We start from the raw sequence: 18,337 nt of genomic DNA on the forward strand, positions 1-18,337 counted from the left end.
TCCCGGCTCGGTCGTTGCTGAACAGGCTCCACTGGAGCCTAGCAACCTCAAGGGGAAGCCTCTTTCTTATACTTTCTTTAATTTTGCGAAGGACGCAAACATTTTCTTCACGCCGACGCCGTCGAAGTCTACGGTGACTTCGTAGTCACGGCCTTCGTCGATGATGTCCTTTACTGTGCCTTCCTTAAATTTGATATGGCTGACTCTGTCGCCGATGCCATATTCCAATTCACCTTTTTCTATCTTAGTTCCGTTTTTGTTAGCAACTGCGGTAGTGGAACTTCCTACCGTATATACGTTAGTCTTAAATGTATCGCGAACTGAACGCTTATTATCGCCATAGCTTGTGGCAAGGGCTGGGCCTCTGCCAGTAGGCTTCTGATATACGGAATATTCTCCTATTGGAGTGCTGGAATAATCGTCCATAGGCTTTGGCTCCCAAAGATTGCCGCTGATTAAGCTCTCAGGGATTTCCTTTACGAAGCGGGAAATCTTGTGGAACTGAGTCTCACCACGAATCATACGCATTCTTGCTGCTGTCATGGTAAGATGCTGTCTGGCACGTGTGATTCCAACGTATGCAAGACGGCGCTCCTCTTCTAATTCGGAATCGGCTCCGCCACCGTCAAAGATAGCTCCCTGTCCTGGGAATAATCCATCCTCCATGCCGGCCATGTAGACACGTGGGAATTCAAGACCCTTGGCGCCATGAAGAGTCATGAGCACAACATAGTTATCGCTTTCTTCGTAGCTGTCTATATCTGCCACAAGTGCTACATCCTCCAGGAAGCCTGAAAGTGTAGGCTCTTCATCGTCGTCTCTGGCATCCTTTTCGTAGGCTACGGCCTTTGTAAGAAGCTCGTCGATATTTTCGATACGCGCTTTGGCCTCATCTGTACCTTCTGCTCTAAGCTCTGCCACGTAATCTGTCTGGTCTAAGATTTCCTCTACAAGAGCTGATACTGATTCCTCTGCAGCAATCTTTCTGAGCTTTTCGATTAAATCTGTGAAGCCCTTAATCTTAACTGCTGCCTTTCCAATGGATGGAATATCGTTTGCATGAACTAAAGCCTCGTAGAAATTAAGGCCGTGTTCTCTGGCGTAATCTGATACCTTTGCAATGGATGTGGCACCAATGCCTCGCTTTGGAATATTTATAATACGCTGAACTGCGATATCGTCTGCGCCGTTATCTACTGTTTTAAGATATGCAATGACATCCTTAATTTCCTTGCGGCTATAGAAATTAACACCGCCTACGATTTTGTAAGGGATGCCTTCGTATATCATTTTTTCTTCTATAAGACGGGACTGGGCGTTGGTACGATAAAGGATGGCGCAATCTCTGTAATCCGCCTCCCCTTTGCGTACAAAGCTGGCAATATTGCTAGCGATGTAGCTGGCTTCTTCGTAAGCACTGTCAAACTGCTGGAAGTGGATTTTGTCTCCAGCTTCTTCTTCAGTCCAAAGAGCCTTTTCCTTACGTCCCTCGTTATTTGCAATGACTGCATTAGCAGCATCCAAAATATTGGCTGTGCTTCGGTAGTTCTGCTCCAGCTTTATAACGTGAGCAGCTGGGAAATGCTGTTCAAAATTAAGAATGTTGTAAATATCTGCTCCACGGAACTTGTAGATGGACTGGTCATCATCACCTACTACACAAAGATTCTGAGCGCCACCAATAAGCAAACGAACAAGCTCAAACTGAGCTGCATTAGTATCCTGATACTCGTCCACCATGATGTATTTAAACTTGTCATTATAGTATGCGCGGACCTCTCCATCCAGACGAAGAAGCTCTACCGTCTTCATAATCAGATCGTCAAAATCAAATGCATTGTTCTGACGAAGTCTGGCCTGGTATTCCCTGTAAACAGATGCCTGGCGAGACATATTGTAATCGCCCATGGCACGATTAGTGAATTCCTCTGGACCGATTAGTTTATTCTTAGCATCGGAAATGACATTCAAAAATGTGCGTTCCTTAAACTGCTTAGTATCTATCTGAAGATATTTGCAAACTTCCTTCATGAGAGTCTTGCAATCGTCTGTATCGTAGATGGTGAAATTGGTGCTGTAGCCCTGCCCAAGTCTTTCGCAAAATCTGCGTAAGATTCTAACACATGATGCATGGAAGGTGGCAACCCAAACACCGTCAGAACCAAAACCTACGATATTATCTATACGCTCGCGCATTTCGCGGGCTGCTTTATTAGTGAAGGTGATAGCCATGATGTTGTATGGCATAACACCCTGCTCAATTAAATAAGCAACGCGGTGGGTAAGTACTCTTGTCTTACCGGAGCCGGCACCTGCCAGTATGAGAACTGGACCTTCCGTAGTGACAACTCCCTCGCGCTGCCTATCGTTTAACATACTTAAATCCATAACTATTAATTCCTATCTAAAACGAAAGTTTGTTCTAAAATATTCTATCATATAAAAGCAATTCTATCTATACAATCACTTGCTTTCCTTTGGTTTTTCTTTAGTACTATTTTCGTCCTCTGGCTTTACCTCTCTGCCTGCCAAAAACTGTTCAATCATCATCTTCTTAACAAAAACATCGAAGGCAAGCTCGCAGATAAATGTAAACTCCTGCAGCTCTGCTCTAGATTCCACATCCTGGTCCATGAAAGCTTCTCTACTGAGATTGTATTTTCTGATGATATCCTTTGTTACATCATTTGCTACCTTGCTTTCGTAGCCGACCATAGCTGAATAGATGTCATAGAAGCCTAAGCCTTCACCAGCCCCAAAATATCTTTCATTAATAGGATCCAAAATGCTCTTGATATCCTTCATTGAAAGGAAATTTTTAAGATAATAAATAAATATCAGATTAAGCATGTGGTCCCTTGAATACTTCTTTTTCTCCGGTGATGGCAAAATCTGATTTTTTGTATAGTTGTTAATCATGGTCTTTGTCATAGCCTTGTCTTCAGTGGCTTCGCGAACTGTTCCAAGCTCCTGGTCAAGAAATGTAAGGACCTGGTCCATATATAAATCTATATTAGGAATATCATCGGGATGAACATAATCTATTTCTGCAAGCTGATGTAATATATCCTTTAATCGTTTCCTGGTGTCCATAGTTCTCTCCTTTTACCTAATTTAGAATGTTAAATTACTCAAAAAAATAAGATGTAGTCTCAAAAACCACATCTTACATTTTATCACACATATCATACGAATTAAATAAATAGTTATTGATTGATTCTTTTAAGCACCATGTCATAACCATCATTACCGTAATTGAGGGCGCGGTTAACACGACTGATGGTTGCAGAGCTAGCCCCTGTTTCATCAGCAATATCCTGGTATGTGCGCTCTTCTCGGAGCATCTTAGCAACTTCAAAGCGCTGCTTCATTGCTACCATCTCATTAACGGTACACAAATCCTCAAAAAATTCATAGGCCTCTTCTACGGTTTCGAGGCTAAGAATAGCTCTTAAAAGCTCATCCATTTCTGCTGTTTCAAGTTTCTTATTCATTATCAAATACTCCTATTAATTCCTCATTTATACGATAACTAATGGATCTTTATAATCTAAAGAATCGCAGAATTATACAACCTTTGCTCTTCTTAAATTCAGTTTAGCACATTAAAGTTTTAAAGTAAAGAACCATAACAAAAAAACACACAAGAAAATGGCCCTCAAAAAGGGCCATCGACTAGTTTACGCTAAAGTATTAGAAAAGTAAAGTGAAAAATTTTATAGTATTGTCACGCCTTTTTCACTGGCATAAGCTATATCTTCCTCAGGCCAGAATGAACACTGAACCTCTCCGATATGGCACTTACGAAGGAAGAACATACAGATTCTGCTCTGTCCAATACCACCGCCAATAGTATATGGAAGCTTCTTTTCAAGGATTGCCTTCTGGAATGGAAGGGCTGCCCTGTCCTCACAGCCTGCCTTCTTAAGCTGAGCTGCAAGACTATCCTCATCTACTCTGATTCCCATAGATGAAAGCTCAAGTGAAATATCATCCACTGGATAGTAAACGATGATATCACCATTTAACTGCCAGTCATCATAATCTGGAGCGCGACCATCATGTCTCTCACCAGACTTAAGCAAATCACCAATCTTCATAAGAAAGATTGCGCCGAATTCTTTAGCAGCCTCGTACTCACGCTGATGTGCATCAAGGTCTGGCCATCTATCCTCTAATTCCTGAGAAGTGATAAAATGAATCTCCTCTGGTAAAATGCACTGCACATAATCATAAGCATTTGCTATGTATTTTTCTGTTACACGAAGAGCCGCATAAACGCTCTTTACATACTTCTTAAGAGTCTCTTCATTTCTATCAGCCTTGTTGATAATACATTCCCAGTCCCACTGATCAACATAAATGGAATGGATATTATCAGTATCCTCGTCACGGCGGATTGCGTTCATATCAGTGTAAAGACCTTCGCCTACATTGAAGTGATATCTGCCTAGGGCCATTCTCTTCCATTTAGCAAGTGAATGAACAACTTCTACTTCTTTATCGCCCTGCTCCTTTACACCGAAAGCAACTGGACGCTCAACACCATTCAAATTGTCATTAAGACCTGAACTTGGCTCTACAAAAAGTGGTGCAGTTACACGATGAAGATTAAGCTCCGCTGTAAGCTGTGCCTGAAAGAAATCCTTCACCTTCTTAATCGCAATCTGGGTCTCCTTCAAATCCAAAGCAGATTTGTAACCCTCTGGAATGTATATCTTGCTCATATTCTCCTCCTACGTCTTAATCCGTAATCTGCGGCAAAATCTCTACATATCTTTTCGAGACACGCTTTCGCTCATGTCGTGCTCGTTGCCCTACGTAAGATGCTGCTAACGCACCATCTAAGTAGGGACGGCACTTTAAGGTCTCTAAAAAGACATGTATAGATTTTGCCGCAGATTACTCATCTAAAGAAACGAGGCGACTACATAACCTAGGCAAGCGCGAGCAGGAGGTTGCTAAAGGTCCAGTGGACCTTTGGTTAGCAACGACCGAAGTGGAACGAAGACCCCCATGGAGTTAAGGAGGGACCCTTTAGGGAGGTTCCCTTGACTCCAATGGGAGATGGCCTGCGGGAGCACGGAACACCAGGCAGTCGCCGTATTATTTACATACTACATGCGAATTTGATTACAAGTCGCAGTTACCTACGGTACGTGGGAATGGGATTACGTCGCGGATGTTACCCATTCCTGTGAGGTACATTACGCAGCGTTCGAAGCCGAGTCCAAAGCCTGCGTGGCGGCTGCTACCGTATTTACGAAGGTCAAGGTAGAACTGGTAGTCCTCTTCCTTGAGGCCGCATTCCTGCATTCTCTTGAGAAGTACATCGTAGTCATCCTCACGCTGTGAGCCACCGATGATTTCTCCGATACCAGGAACGAGGCAATCCATAGCAGCTACTGTCTTGCCGTCATCGTTAAGCTTCATATAGAAAGCCTTGATTTCCTTTGGATAGTCTGTAACGAATACAGGCTTACCAAAAATCTTTTCTGTTAAGTATCTTTCGTGCTCTGTCTGAAGATCACAGCCCCAAGATACCTTGTAATCAAATTCATCGTTGTGCTTCTCGAGCTCTGCAACAGCATCTGTGTATGTGATTCGTCCGAAATCAGAAGTAGCAACGTGATGTAATCTATCAAGAAGTCCCTTGTCGATGAAGTTGTTGAAGAATTCCATCTCCTCTGGAGCATGCTCAAGAACGTAGTTGATAACGAACTTAATCATGTCTTCAGCAAGTTCCATATCATCCTCAAGATCAGCGAAAGAAATCTCTGGCTCGATCATCCAGAACTCTGCTGCATGACGAGTTGTGTTAGAGTTCTCTGCGCGGAATGTAGGACCGAATGTGTAAATGTTCTTGAAGGCCTGAGCGTATGTCTCACCGTTTAACTGACCTGATACTGTAAGGTTTGTAGCATGTCCGAAGAAATCCTGTGAGAAATCAACCTTGCCATCCTCTGTCTTAGGGATGTTGTTAAGGTCCATTGTTGTAACCTGGAACATCTCACCTGCACCCTCGCAGTCACTTCCTGTGATAAGTGGAGTGTGTACGTATACGAAATCACGCTCCTGGAAGAACTTGTGAATAGCGTATGCACAAAGAGAACGAACTCTAAATACAGCCTGGAATGTGTTTGTACGTGCACGAAGATGTGTCTGTGTACGAAGGTATTCCATTGTGTGTCTCTTAGGCTGGATTGGATAATCTGGTGTAGACTTTCCTTCAACTACAACCTTTGTAGCCTGGATTTCGAATGGCTGCTTTGCCTCTGGTGTAAGCACTACAGTACCTGTTACGTATACTGCTGCACCTACGTTTAAGTGACGAACTTCGTCGAAGTTATCAATCTTATCCTGGTTGAAAACTACCTGCACTGGGTTGAAAAATGTACCATCTGCAAGTACTAAGAAACCGAATGTCTTTGAATCACGCATGTTGCGAACCCAACCAGAAACTGTAACTTCCTTGTCACCGTATTCCTTGAAGTTTCTAGAAAGAGTTCTTATGTCTGTTGTTTTAACGCTCATAATTTTCTCCTTTTCATTCATAAAAAAAGCCCCACCAAGCAGTGCTTGATGAGGCTCTCTAATTCTAACTTATTTGAAACAACCATCAAATCTCATCAACGCAATAAAATTAAATCCCCTGATTATTATTCACGGAATTATTATTATTGTTATTGAGATTATTAAGCATAGATGTGAATGCCATGATTGTCTCCTTTTCTTTATTTGAGTAAAGTATAGTTATTTACGTTTTTAATGTCAAGCGTTTCATGGCAATAGTTAAGTTTTTTCTGCATTCTCATATTCTCACTTAAAAATCGGAAATGGGGTTAAGTGTGAGAAAAATTTTTCAAAATAAACTTAAGTTAGAGTAAATATTTTTAGGTATTCTTAAGTTTATTTGGAGATTTTCATTTCTTCACTTAACAAATTCTCCCGACTCCTCAGATTTATATAAGTGAAAATGATTTTTTGCTATTTCACACTTAACTCTGTTAAGTTTTTAAAATTTTTTTCTAGATTCACTTAACAGCATTTTGCATTTTTAAGTGAAAAATCTATTATGGTATATACACTTAACTTCTTGGACAATTTCTGTTAAGTTTATTTTCAAATCATCTTCTGACACTTAACTCCATCCAAAACTCCATAGTGAAATTCCCTTGCGAAGATTTTTAGCATTTGTATAATTAAATAGGTAAGAAAAAATTAGGGGTGACATATTAACATGAATAAAAAAGAAGTAAACGAGATAAAACGACGTTTTAAAAAGGATTCCGTGAATTTTGACAAGATGGTTGGCTGCTATGTAGATGCCAACAAGGAAATCGTGCTCACATTCAAGGAGACTTTCCTTAATCTTGAGGACGAGGAATTCCACAAATATCTGGAGATTGCAAATAAGGCATTATCTGGAACAATCGGCAACAACTTACTAGAGCTTCCATTTGATCCTGAATCTGAAATAGAAGGCAGTGGTCATGATTTGTTGATGCAGCTTCGCGAAACAGGTCTTAAAGACGAAAAGCTTCTTATAGAATATTACAACCGTATTATCGAATCATATGATTATGTAGGAAACTATCTTATCGTGCTTTTCCATGATACCTACGATGTTCCTATGAAAACCAGCGATAATTTAGCCTTAGATGAATCAGAGGAGGTATATGAATACATCATCTGTGCCATCTGCCCTGTTCAGCTTTCAAAGGCAGCACTTGGTTATCGTGAGCAGGAAAACCGTATTGGTGCAAGAGATAGAGATTGGGTGGTAGGACCTGTTGACACTGCATTTACCTTCCCTGCATTTACAGAGCGTTCTACTGATTTACATGCATGCCTGGCATACACTAAAAACACCAAGGAGCCTCATGTAGAATTCTGGGAAAACTGCATTGGCTGCGGCACTAGAAAGACAACCACTCAAAAGAAGAACGCCTTCAACAACATGCTTAACCAGGCACTTGGCGAAGAGACAGAAGAAACTCTTGAGACAAAGCTTGATATTCAGCAGAACCTTTCAGATTTCATCACTGTAGAGGCAGAGCGCTTAGGACCTGAGGAACCAATCATTCTTGAGCCACAGGATGTTGCAAATATCCTTACTGATTCTGGACTTTCAGATATGAAGGTTGAAAAGATTCAGGCTAATTTCGAAAACTATTTTGAAGAGCAGCTTCCACTTGCTGAGGAAATCTTAGATGAGAAGGCTCTTAAAAATAATGAAATAAGAGTTGAAAAAAATGTTCTTAAGGAACGTGTAGTAGACCTTACAAAGCAACTTAAAGAAGCTACTGGCGAAACAGCTGACGGCAAGGTTCCTGACATCGTTGTTAAGGTTTCAGAAAGCAAGGCCGCTAATGTTACTACCGCTTACGTAGATGGCAAGAAGTGTGTATGTGTTCCAATTGAGCCAGATGAGACATTTGTGCTTAATGGAGAGCAGATATAAAAAGCAATATTGAATAAAGTAAAAGGCTAAGTGCATCTGAGTGCACCTAGCCTTTTACTTTATTCAGCGCGGGAAAGCTTATTCTTCTAAGATAATGTATTATTACTCATTAATAGCACTATTTTTAAGTGTTATTTTCTTATTTATAAAATCCACTTATCACTCTCGAAAAAAAGCTAAGTGGATTTCAAAATATCATTTTTTCCACTTATATGCCAAAAATGATATTATATCCCTATTTTATTGCTTGTAAAATATATAGCCCTGGAGCTTACCATAGAAATATTTCTCATTATAGCCTGCTACATAATAGGCTAACCCTGGTGTATCTGGACCCCACAAGTAGATTTGTAGCATTGGGCAAGCCCCCTGTGCTGAACGGTCTATTAATTCCCATTGATACAAGGTATCCCCATAATAATCTAAATAAGGAATATATACATAAGCACCTTCCGATGACAATCTAATAGCCTCTCCATTTTCTGGATCATACCAAGTTCCTGTATAGTCCTTGGTCATGAGTTCTTTTATGTTCTGCATCTTATTTGTATCTATTGTATCATTACAAGTTTTCTTGAAAGTGTCATATTCTTCCTTGGTTATAGGACCAAATGAATCACTTGCGCCACTTTCCTTATTTATTTCTGAATTTACATAAGAAACCTCAGATTCACTTTTAGCATTTGTTTGTGAGCTATCATAATAAGCGTCAGATTTATTTTCTATAACATTCTCTGATTGAGCATCCTCTATTTCATCTGCATTCTTTGAATCATCATTATTTAATGCATCCTGCTCATCAACTGCCTTTTCAAATTCTTTTGTGGATTCATGAGGTTTATCCTCATGAGCTTCAAAATCAAAGCCTAACGCTTCTCCATCTTCCACAATTTGTTTTTGCTCCATAGTATCACTAATGCTTATATATACTAAACTAGCTACCAATACTAATAGAAGAATTGAAACTATACTCCATACTATTTTAACTTTATTATGTCTCATTTACTAAGTCCTCACACTAAAAAGCACCATACATCATCACAATGCATGGTGCCGAATTATCAATTATTACTTAATTATTTATCTAACTCATCAAGGTGAGGAATAGCTACCTCATTCATAAGCTCATTTGACATATCCTCTAAGATATGATTAAGTGTTGCAACCTCTTCTTCTGAAAAGTGTTCCTGCGCACGTTCAGCAACTGTGCTAACATAGCCTGTTGAAAGATTTAGGTAATCAAGATATTTATCTGTTACATGTAAGTGGAACTCTCTTCTATCTGTCTGAGACTGTACCTTCTGGATATATCCCTTTTCAATCAAACATGCAACCTTGTAAGCTGCGTTTGGTGATGAAATACCAATAAAATCTGCAAACTCTTTAACAGTAGGATTATTTAAGCAGTAGATAATTTCTACGCAGAATAATTCAACTATAGTAAGTGATGTTTCTCTAGAGTGTAGCTTGTTAAACATCTCTTGATAAAAGTGAATTTTAAACTTGGTATAAACCTCTGTAAGATTTTTTTCTAACATTTTTAACTCCTAACTTTCTTTAACTTTATTTCCTACAGAATATCATACTCAATTTATTCCCCAATGGCAAAGGAAATTTCGGCTTTAGCGACAATTTTTTCATCAATTGTGGCAATAGCCTCACCAAAGCCTACCGGCCCCTTCCTTGCTGTTAGAGTGCATTCGAGGTTTAAAACATCGCCCGGTTCGACTTGTCTTTTAAACCTCGCATTTTTAATTCCGCCAAAGAACGCAAGCTTACCTTTATTCTCCTCCTCTGTCAATAGAGCAACTGCTCCCACCTGAGCTAATGCTTCTATTATAAGTACACCTGGCATAACAGGATGACCTGGGAAGTGTCCCATAAAATGCATTTCGTTTGCGCTGACGCATTTGATGCCCTTGGCATATTTTCCTGGCTCACATTCCACTATCTTATCTACTAATAGAAAAGGATAGCGATGTGGCAAAATCTCTTGAATCTCTGAATTACTTAACTGCATATAGTCTCCTCATATTTACGAAGTACGATTGATGCGTTGTGGCCGCCGAAGCCGAGGGCATTGGAAAGTGCCACCTTGATATCAGCCTTACGGCCCGTGTTTGGGACGATGTCTAGGTCACAGGCCTCGTCCTTTTCCTTGTAGTTGATAGTGGCTGGCACGAAGCCATCTCGAAGTGCAAGGGATGTGATAATTCCCTCTACTGCTCCTGCTGCACCAAGCAAATGTCCTGTCATAGATTTGGTAGAGCTTACCATAAGCTGATAAGCATGGTCCCCAAAAGCCTTTTTGATTGCAAGAGTTTCACCGGCATCATTAAGGCTTGTTGATGTTCCATGAGCATTGATGTAATCTACATCCTTCATCTCAAGGCCAGCATCCTTTACTGCAAGTGCCATACATTTAGCACCACCTTCGCCTTCTGGATTTGGTGCAGTGATGTGGTAAGCATCACAGTTTGAGCCATAGCCTACAACCTCTGCATAAATCTTTGCACCACGTGCTTTGGCGTGTTCCAATTCTTCTATTATAAGAATGCCTGCACCTTCACCCATTACAAAGCCATGTCTTTCCTTATCAAATGGAATAGAAGCTCTGTTAGGATCTTCGCTGGTGCACAGCGCCTTCATAGACTGAAAGCCACCAATGGCAAGAGGCATAACTACTCCCTCTGCTCCACCGCACACCATTACATCCTCATAGCCATCTCTGATTCTATGGAAGGCATCTCCGATAGCATTATTTGAGCTTGCGCAGGCTGTCACCACGCAAGTGCACATTCCCTTCAGGCCATACATAATGGCAATCTGCCCTGCTGCCATATTGCTAATAGACATTGGGATAAAGTAAGGGGAAATCTTTCCATAGCCCTTTTCCTCTCCCTTGCCATGCTCTTCAGCGATAGTCGAAAGTCCACCGATTCCCGACGAAACAATACAGCCTACTCTATCTGCATCTTCCTTTTCCATATCAAGCGCAGAATCCGCAAAGGCCTCCTTGGCTGCTGCACATGCATACTGAGTATACACATCCATCCTTCTGGCCTCCTTTGGGCCTAACGCTTCTGCTGCATCAAAGCCCTTTACCTCGCCTGCCAGCTTTACCTTTAAATCACTAGTGTCAAAATGGGTAATGGGACCTATTCCACATTTGCCAGCCTGTACTGCCTTCCATGTATCCTCCACACTGTTTCCAAGTGGATTAACAGTGCCCATTCCTGTGATTACTACTCTTCTTTTCATCTTACATTCCTCCGGTTACCTCAATCACCTGACCAGTGATATAAGAGGCTTTTTCAGATGCCAAAAACTCCACAACATTTGCCACATCCTCTGGCTGTCCAAATCGGTTTAGAGGAATTTTCTTAAGATACTCACTCTTAACATTTTCTGGAAGTTCATCTGTCATGGCTGTTTGAATGAAGCCAGGTGCTATCGCATTTACGATAATTCCCTTGCTGCCATATTCTCTTGAAACTGACTTTGTAAATCCGATAATTCCTGCTTTGCTTGCTGCATAATTAGCCTGTCCAGCGTTACCATTAACACCTACAATTGATGTGATGTTGATAATGCTTCCATGACGATTTTTCATCATATCCTTTATGGCTGCCTTAGTGCAAAGAAAGGTTCCCTTAAGATTAATATCAATAACCTTATCAAAATCCTGCTCGCTCATTCTAATGAGCAAGCCATCCTTTGTAACACCTGCATTATTAACAAGCACCTCTACTGGGCCTAGTTTTTCTTTTACTGCTGCAAACATTTGGGCTACTTCAGCTTCATTACTAACATCGCATTTAATGCAGATTGCATCTCCACCATGGCTCTTACAAAGCTTTACTGTTTCTTCTGCTGCAGCTTCATTTCCTGAATAGCAGATAGCGATATTGAAACCAGCCTCTGCAAGCTTTTCGGCTATTACTCTTCCAATCCCTCGGCTTCCGCCTGTAACTAGTGCTACGCTCATGCCCCTAACTCCTTTATCGTATTTTCGAAGTCTTCAACCGAATCGATTGAGTACACCTTCACATCGTTTACAGTCTTATTTATAAACTTGCTGATTGCTTTTCCTGGGCCGATTTCTATAATAGTATCCACCCCTGCATTTACCATGTATTTAATGGAATCCTCTAAATAAACAGATGACTGCACCTGCTTTTCCAAAAGCTTTGAGATAGATTCCTCTTCCTTCTTTTCTCTACCTACGCAATTGAAAACAACCTTAGACTTCTCCTCCTTAAAGGAAATGTTTTTAAATTCCTCTGCCAGCTTATCGCCTGCTGGCTTCATAAGAGATGTATGGAAAGGACCGCTTACCTTAAGTGGAACAATCCTTTTTGCTCCTGCCTCCTTCAGATATGCACTTGCCTTATCTACCGCCAAAGCATCACCAGATATTACTATCTGACCTGGACAATTGAAGTTTGCTGCCTGAACAATCTTCTCTCCCTTAAGCTCTGCATTAGCCTTATCGCAGCACTCAAAAACTGTCTCTCTATCTGCTCCCATTACAGCAGCCATTTTTACATCCAAGCCCTCGGAAGCTTCTGTCATGTACTTACCTCTTTTTGCGATAAGCTCTAAAACTGCTTTTTCATCCAATGTGCCTGCCTCAAAAAGAGCCGAATATTCCCCAAGGCTAAGTCCACAGGTATAATCTGCATTAATTCCTGCTTCCCTCAACAGCTTTGTTACTCCGATTGCGAAGGCTACCATAGCAGGCTGAGTATACTTTGTCTGAGACAGCACCTCCGCTGGACCTTCAAAGCACAGCTTTGCAACATCCATGTCTGTCACTTTACTTACTATCCCTGTGGCATTATCTATGGTCTGCCTAAAGCTTTCATATTTCTCATAAAAATCCTGGCCCATTCCAACTCGCTGTGTACCCTGGCCAGCGTATACAATTCCTAACATAATATTCTCCTAGTTTTTCTCTCGCAGCATAATCCATAGCCTATATATTGTCTATGCATTATGCTGCTATTTAGACACTACAGTTCAATCGACGCGGCTTTAGATAGACACGTCTTAGCGCCTGCTACCATTTTCTCCAGGATTTCTGCTACGGGACGGATGGCGGTGAGCTGGCCGCATACTTGGCCGGACATAACTGAGCCGCGGATCATGTCGCCATCACATACTGCACGGCGCAACCCACCTAATGTGATTTTTTCCAGTTGCTCTCTATCTGCTCCCTCTGCCTCCAGCTTTAGATATTCACGTGCCATTTCATTTTTTATGATACGTACTGGTGCACCTTGGGAACGGCCTGTTACTGTAGTGGCGTTATCCTTTGATTTGATAAGAGTCTGCTTGTAGTTTTCATGGATTGGACATTCTTCAGACACCAGCAGGCTGGTTCCCACCTGAACTCCGCAGGCACCTAACATCATAGCTGCTGCCATCTGCTCGCCACTGGCAATACCACCTGCTGCAATAACAGGTACATCTACGGCAGCTACCACCTGTGGAAGCAATGTCATTGTTGTCATATCTCCTACATGACCGCCTGATTCTCCACCTTCTGCAATGACAGCATCGGCACCGGCTCTTACCATAATTTTTGCTAAAGCAACTGATGCAACCACTGGAAACACCTTGGCTCCCATTTCCTTCCAAGCCTTCATGTATTTGCCTGGGTTGCCGGCACCTGTTGTAATAAACTGAACCTTTTCCTCTACAAGCATTCTGGCAATATTATCCACATCAGGATTCATAAGCATCAGATTCACACCAAAAGGCTTATCAGTCTTGCTCTTACATATTCTTATTTGTTCTCGCAAGCTTTCGGCATCCATACCTCCGCTTGCCACTAAGCCAAGGGCGCCTGCATTAGAACAGGCTGCGGCGAATTCACCTGTAGCTATGTTCGCCATTCCCCCCTGGATCACACTATATTTAGTTCCTGTCAAATCTCTAAGTTTCATATATACCTCTACTTTACATTTCCAGCACCACGGCGCCCCAGGTGCGGCCTGCACCGAAGGCACATAGAAGTACTTTGTCGCCTGGGTGTATTCGTCCTTCTTCTAGAGCCTCGTCCAAAGCCAAGCCTACGCTGGCAGCTGAGGTGTTGCCGTATTTTTCGATGTTTACAACGAATTTATCCATAGGCTGCTTTATCTTTTTAGCTATGGATTCGATTATTCGAAGATTGGCCTGGTGCAGCACATAATGATCAATTTCGTCATAGCTAAAGCCTGATTTTGCTACCACTTCCTCAATCACCTTTGGTACTGTTGCTACTGCAAATTTATAGGTACCCTGTCCATCCATGTGGATGTATCCGTTTGGTGTTTTGATGTTAATCATTTCTTCATCACCATCCACACCGATTACCGATGTAAACTGGTTATCCGCAAGCTCCACCACTGCTGCAGCTGCCCCATCTCCAAACAATACACAGGTGCTTCTATCGGTCATATCCATTTTTTTCGATAAAACCTCGGCACCTATTATTAATCCATACTTAGCATTTCTTGCCATCATAAGAGCACGGATGGTTTCTAAGCCAAATACAAATCCTGAACAGCCTGCACCTAAATCAAAAGCTATGATGTCTTTCCTTAATCCCAATCTCCCCTGGATTAGACAGGCTGTTGATGGGGAATAGTAATCTGAGGAAACTGTGCAAACCACCACAGCATCAATTTCTGCCTTATCAATACCTGATTTTTCTATGGCTTTTCTTGCAGCCTGCTCTGCCAGCCCTGTGTGATTCTCCTCGCCACTTACATGATGCCTTACGCTCATGCCTGTTCTTTGCTTAATCCATTCATCACTTGTATCAACAATCCGCGCCATATCATCATTTGTAACTTTCTTCACCGGCACGGCCTTTCCCGTTGCAAGTATTCTTAATCCTGTCATTTATACTACTTCCATTTCCTTTGCAGACGAAGCATTTAATCTTGCCTCGTCGAAGTATCTAAATTTCTCGTATCTATTAACAGCAAGCTCATCGGCTGATAGCATATCAAGCTCCTTTAAAGCACTTTTTAGCTTTCTATCGATTGCTGACATCAAATCCGCCTTTTCACTGATGATTCCGTCGATTACCCCAAATTCATACAAATCCTGGGCTGTAAGCTTCATCACCTGAGCCGCCTCGTCACGTCTTGTGCTGTCATGCCATAGAATAGAGGCAAAGCCTTCAGGAGATAGCACTGAATATATAGCGTTTTCCAACATAAATACCTTATTAGCCACGGCAATTCCAAGGGCGCCACCGCTTGAGCCTTCACCTGTCACAATCGAAATCACTGGCACCTTTAGAGCGCTCATTTCTGCTAGATTTGCTGCAATTGCCTGAGCCTGACCGTACATTTCTGCCTCCAGTCCCGGATAAGCCCCTGGGGTATCTACAAATGTAATAATCGGTCTTCTAAATTTTTCAGCCTGCTTCATGATTCGAAGTGCTTTTCTATAGCCCTCCGGCCCTGGCATTCCGAAATTGCACGCCATGTTTTCCTCTACGGTTCTGCCTTTTCTATGACCAAGCACTGTCACTGGTCGTCCGTGGAATAAAGCGATTCCGCCGTAAATGCTTCCATCCTCTTTGCCTAGAAAATCGCCCTTTTGTTCAAAGAAATCGGTAAAAAGAGCATCTATATAATCATTTATCTTTGGTCTGTCCTTATCTCTTGCAATCAGGACTTTTTCTATAGCACTCATATTCACCTCCGTAAATATATATTGCTATGCAAACGCAAAAGCTTGCCTAGTTCCTCTTTCATGTTTTCTCGTCTCACAATCTCATCCACGAAGCCATGCTCCTGCAAAAATTCTGCTCGCTGGAAGCCTTCTGGTAGCTTCTGACCGATTGTTTGCTCAATAACACGTGGCCCTGCAAATCCAATCAAAGCCTTTGGCTCTGCCAAGGTGATATCTCCTAATGTAGCAAAGCTTGCACTGACGCCGCCTGTTGTAGGATGAGTAAGTACGGTGATGTACAGGCCCCCTTCATCCTTAAACCGTTTTACCACGGCGCTGGTCTTTGCCATCTGCATAAGGCTTAATATTCCTTCCTGCATTCTAGCTCCTCCACTGGCTGTGAAAACGATAAAAGGAAGATGCTTCTCACCAGCATATTCGCAGGCTCTGCAAAAAATTTCGCCAAGCTCCATTCCCATTGAAGCCATCATAAACTTTTTGTTCATCACTGCCATTACACAAGGCCATCCATCAATCTTGCACTCACCTGCGATAATAGCATCGTGACTTCCACATTCCTTTCGCAATTCTTCCTTCTTTTCCACATATCCCTCAAAGTCCAGTGGGTTTGTCTCTGGAAAATCAAACTGGAAAGGTGTAAAGGTGCCTTCATCTGCTATATCAGCTATTCTGTCCAAGGCATCATATTCCTTTACAGGCTTTATAGCAGGTGAAAGCAACTCCCCTGGATTTTCTCGCAGGTCCTTATATCTATTAAATTTATTCTTTCTTTTGTCGACTACATTTGTCATTATTCTTCCTCATCAGCTACTGCCTTATCCCAGGATAGAAGCTCTTCCAAATGATTTTCGATAAAGCTGACGTTATAATTTCCCTTTACGAAATCTGGATGATGCAATAGCAGATAATCAAAATCTCCATTAGTGGTGATTCCTTCTGTAACCAGCTCCAGAAGTGCCCTTCGCATTCTACGAATTGCCTCTAATCTGGTAGGGGCGTGTACGATGATTTTTGCCATCATGGAGTCATAAAATGGACTGGTTTCATATCCGTTATACAAAAGTGTGTCTACCCTCACACCAGGGCCACCAGGAATATTCAAAAATGAAATCTTACCTGTATTTGCCATAAAACCCTTGGCTGGGTCCTCTGCATTGATTCGACACTCCATGGCATGCCCTCTTAGGCTTACATCCTTTTGCTTCAGCTTCAGGGGCTCATGGAAGGCTATTCTAATCTGCTGCTTAATCAAATCGATTCCTGTAACAGCTTCTGTTACACCATGCTCCACCTGGATTCGGGTGTTCATTTCGATGAAATAGTAATGATTTTTTTCATCCAGAACAAACTCAACTGTTCCTGCATTGGTGTAGCCTGCTGCCTTTGCTGCTGCAACAGCAGCCTTTCCCATAGCCTTTCTAAGGTCATCCTTTATAAACATACAAGGACTTTCTTCTATCAGCTTTTGATTCTTTCTCTGAATTGAACAATCGCGCTCTCCTAAATGAATCACATTGCCATGCTCGTCTGCCAGAATTTGAAATTCGATATGTCTAGGATTGAGAACCAGCTTTTCAACGTACATCTCATCATCGTTGAAGCAGGCCATAGTTTCGGCCTTGGCCTCCTCGTATAATTTTTTCAAATCCTCCTTCTGATAGACACGGCGCATTCCTCTTCCACCACCGCCAGCAGAAGCCTTGATAAGTACAGGGTAACCAATCTTTTTGGCGATTTTCTCAAGCTCCTTATAATCCTTCACGGGACCATCTGAACCTGGAACCACTGGCACGCCGGCTTTCATCATCATTTTTCTTGCAGCGGCTTTATTTCCCAGTGCATCCATGGCCTCCGGTGTAGGACCTATAAAAACTATTCCAGCTTCCCTACACTTTCTTACAAAATCCGAATTTTCCGAAAGGAATCCAAAGCCGGGATGAAGTGCGTCGCAGCCAGTGACCTGAGCAGCTGTAATGATGGCATCCATATTCAGATAACTATCTGCTGCCCTGGCTGGTCCGATACAAATGCTTTTTGTGGCGAGCTTTACATGTAGAGAATCCTTATCTGCCGTAGAATAGATAGCGACTGCTTCAATATTCATTTCCATGCAGGCTCTGATGATTCTAACTGCTATCTCACCACGATTAGCTATCAATATTCTCTTAAACATTA

At 41.9% G+C, this 18,337-nt stretch carries 17 protein-coding genes; 1 reads left to right on the forward strand and 16 read right to left on the reverse strand.

Translation table 11 applies throughout. The features are described 5' to 3' along the window. Positions 1–66 precede the first annotated feature (66 nt). The 5 genes from BM097_RS03205 to asnS form a co-directional block, all read right to left on the reverse strand. A complete protein-coding gene (locus tag BM097_RS03205) occupies positions 67–2,388 on the reverse strand; it encodes an ATP-dependent helicase (RefSeq protein ID WP_090545847.1) in 2,322 nt (773 codons plus the stop codon). A gap of 75 nt (positions 2,389–2,463) precedes the next feature. After that, on the reverse strand, positions 2,464–3,093 hold the full coding sequence (locus BM097_RS03210) for a DUF1836 domain-containing protein (RefSeq protein ID WP_090545850.1): 630 nt from the start codon (positions 3,091–3,093) through the stop codon (positions 2,464–2,466). Positions 3,094–3,206: 113 nt separating this feature from the next. Next, the gene (locus BM097_RS03215; protein ID WP_090545852.1) at positions 3,207–3,494 is read right to left on the reverse strand and encodes a YerC/YecD family TrpR-related protein; all 288 of its coding nucleotides are present in this window, start codon (positions 3,492–3,494) and stop codon (positions 3,207–3,209) included. Positions 3,495–3,716: 222 nt separating this feature from the next. Next, positions 3,717–4,727, reverse strand: a complete 1,011-nt coding sequence (asnA, locus tag BM097_RS03220; RefSeq protein ID WP_090545855.1) for an aspartate--ammonia ligase — start codon at positions 4,725–4,727, stop codon at positions 3,717–3,719. A gap of 406 nt (positions 4,728–5,133) precedes the next feature. Beyond that, a complete protein-coding gene (gene asnS / locus BM097_RS03225) occupies positions 5,134–6,534 on the reverse strand; it encodes an asparagine--tRNA ligase (RefSeq protein ID WP_028242696.1) in 1,401 nt (466 codons plus the stop codon). A 706-nt stretch (positions 6,535–7,240) separates the two neighbouring features. Here asnS and BM097_RS03230 point away from each other — a divergent pair. Then, positions 7,241–8,464 (forward strand): DUF4317 domain-containing protein, encoded by a 1,224-nt coding sequence (locus BM097_RS03230; protein ID WP_090545857.1) that lies wholly within the window; start codon positions 7,241–7,243, stop codon positions 8,462–8,464. Between the two features lie 240 nt (positions 8,465–8,704). Here the strand turns inward: BM097_RS03230 and BM097_RS03235 are convergent, their stop codons facing one another. From BM097_RS03235 to accC, 11 genes are all read right to left on the reverse strand, one after another. Next, positions 8,705–9,466 (reverse strand): hypothetical protein, encoded by a 762-nt coding sequence (locus BM097_RS03235; RefSeq protein ID WP_090545859.1) that lies wholly within the window; start codon positions 9,464–9,466, stop codon positions 8,705–8,707. A 74-nt stretch (positions 9,467–9,540) separates the two neighbouring features. Beyond that, a complete protein-coding gene (locus BM097_RS03240) occupies positions 9,541–10,002 on the reverse strand; it encodes a MarR family winged helix-turn-helix transcriptional regulator (protein ID WP_090545861.1) in 462 nt (153 codons plus the stop codon). 53 nt (positions 10,003–10,055) lie between these two features. After that, positions 10,056–10,484, reverse strand: a complete 429-nt coding sequence (gene fabZ, locus BM097_RS03245; RefSeq protein ID WP_090545863.1) for a 3-hydroxyacyl-ACP dehydratase FabZ — start codon at positions 10,482–10,484, stop codon at positions 10,056–10,058. Continuing rightward, complete coding sequence (gene fabF, locus BM097_RS03250; RefSeq protein ID WP_090545865.1) at positions 10,475–11,725, reverse strand: beta-ketoacyl-ACP synthase II; 1,251 nt, start codon at positions 11,723–11,725, stop codon at positions 10,475–10,477. The genes fabZ and fabF overlap by 10 nt, the downstream gene beginning before the upstream one ends. A gap of 1 nt (position 11,726) precedes the next feature. Further along, complete coding sequence (fabG, locus tag BM097_RS03255) at positions 11,727–12,452, reverse strand: 3-oxoacyl-[acyl-carrier-protein] reductase (protein ID WP_090545867.1); 726 nt, start codon at positions 12,450–12,452, stop codon at positions 11,727–11,729. Beyond that, entirely contained in the window at positions 12,449–13,402 is a 954-nt protein-coding gene (gene fabD, locus BM097_RS03260) for an ACP S-malonyltransferase (protein WP_330389541.1), read from the reverse strand. Before fabD ends, fabG begins: the two co-directional genes overlap by 4 nt. Positions 13,403–13,479: 77 nt before the next feature. Then, positions 13,480–14,415 (reverse strand): nitronate monooxygenase, encoded by a 936-nt coding sequence (locus tag BM097_RS03265; RefSeq protein ID WP_090545871.1) that lies wholly within the window; start codon positions 14,413–14,415, stop codon positions 13,480–13,482. Positions 14,416–14,428: 13 nt separating this feature from the next. Continuing rightward, positions 14,429–15,358, reverse strand: a complete 930-nt coding sequence (locus BM097_RS03270) for a beta-ketoacyl-ACP synthase III (protein ID WP_090545873.1) — start codon at positions 15,356–15,358, stop codon at positions 14,429–14,431. After that, positions 15,359–16,162 carry an acetyl-CoA carboxylase carboxyl transferase subunit alpha gene (gene accA / locus BM097_RS03275; protein ID WP_090545875.1) on the reverse strand — a complete coding sequence of 268 codons (804 nt, stop codon included), beginning with the start codon at positions 16,160–16,162 and terminating at the stop codon, positions 15,359–15,361. 2 nt (positions 16,163–16,164) lie between these two features. Continuing rightward, complete coding sequence (locus BM097_RS03280) at positions 16,165–16,953, reverse strand: acetyl-CoA carboxylase carboxyltransferase subunit beta (RefSeq protein WP_090545878.1); 789 nt, start codon at positions 16,951–16,953, stop codon at positions 16,165–16,167. Next, on the reverse strand, positions 16,953–18,335 hold the full coding sequence (gene accC / locus BM097_RS03285; RefSeq protein ID WP_090545880.1) for an acetyl-CoA carboxylase biotin carboxylase subunit: 1,383 nt from the start codon (positions 18,333–18,335) through the stop codon (positions 16,953–16,955). The genes BM097_RS03280 and accC overlap by 1 nt, the downstream gene beginning before the upstream one ends. Between the last annotated feature and the right edge of the window lie 2 nt (positions 18,336–18,337).

Source organism: Pseudobutyrivibrio sp. OR37, assembly GCF_900113655.1.
GTDB lineage: Bacteria > Bacillota > Clostridia > Lachnospirales > Lachnospiraceae > Pseudobutyrivibrio.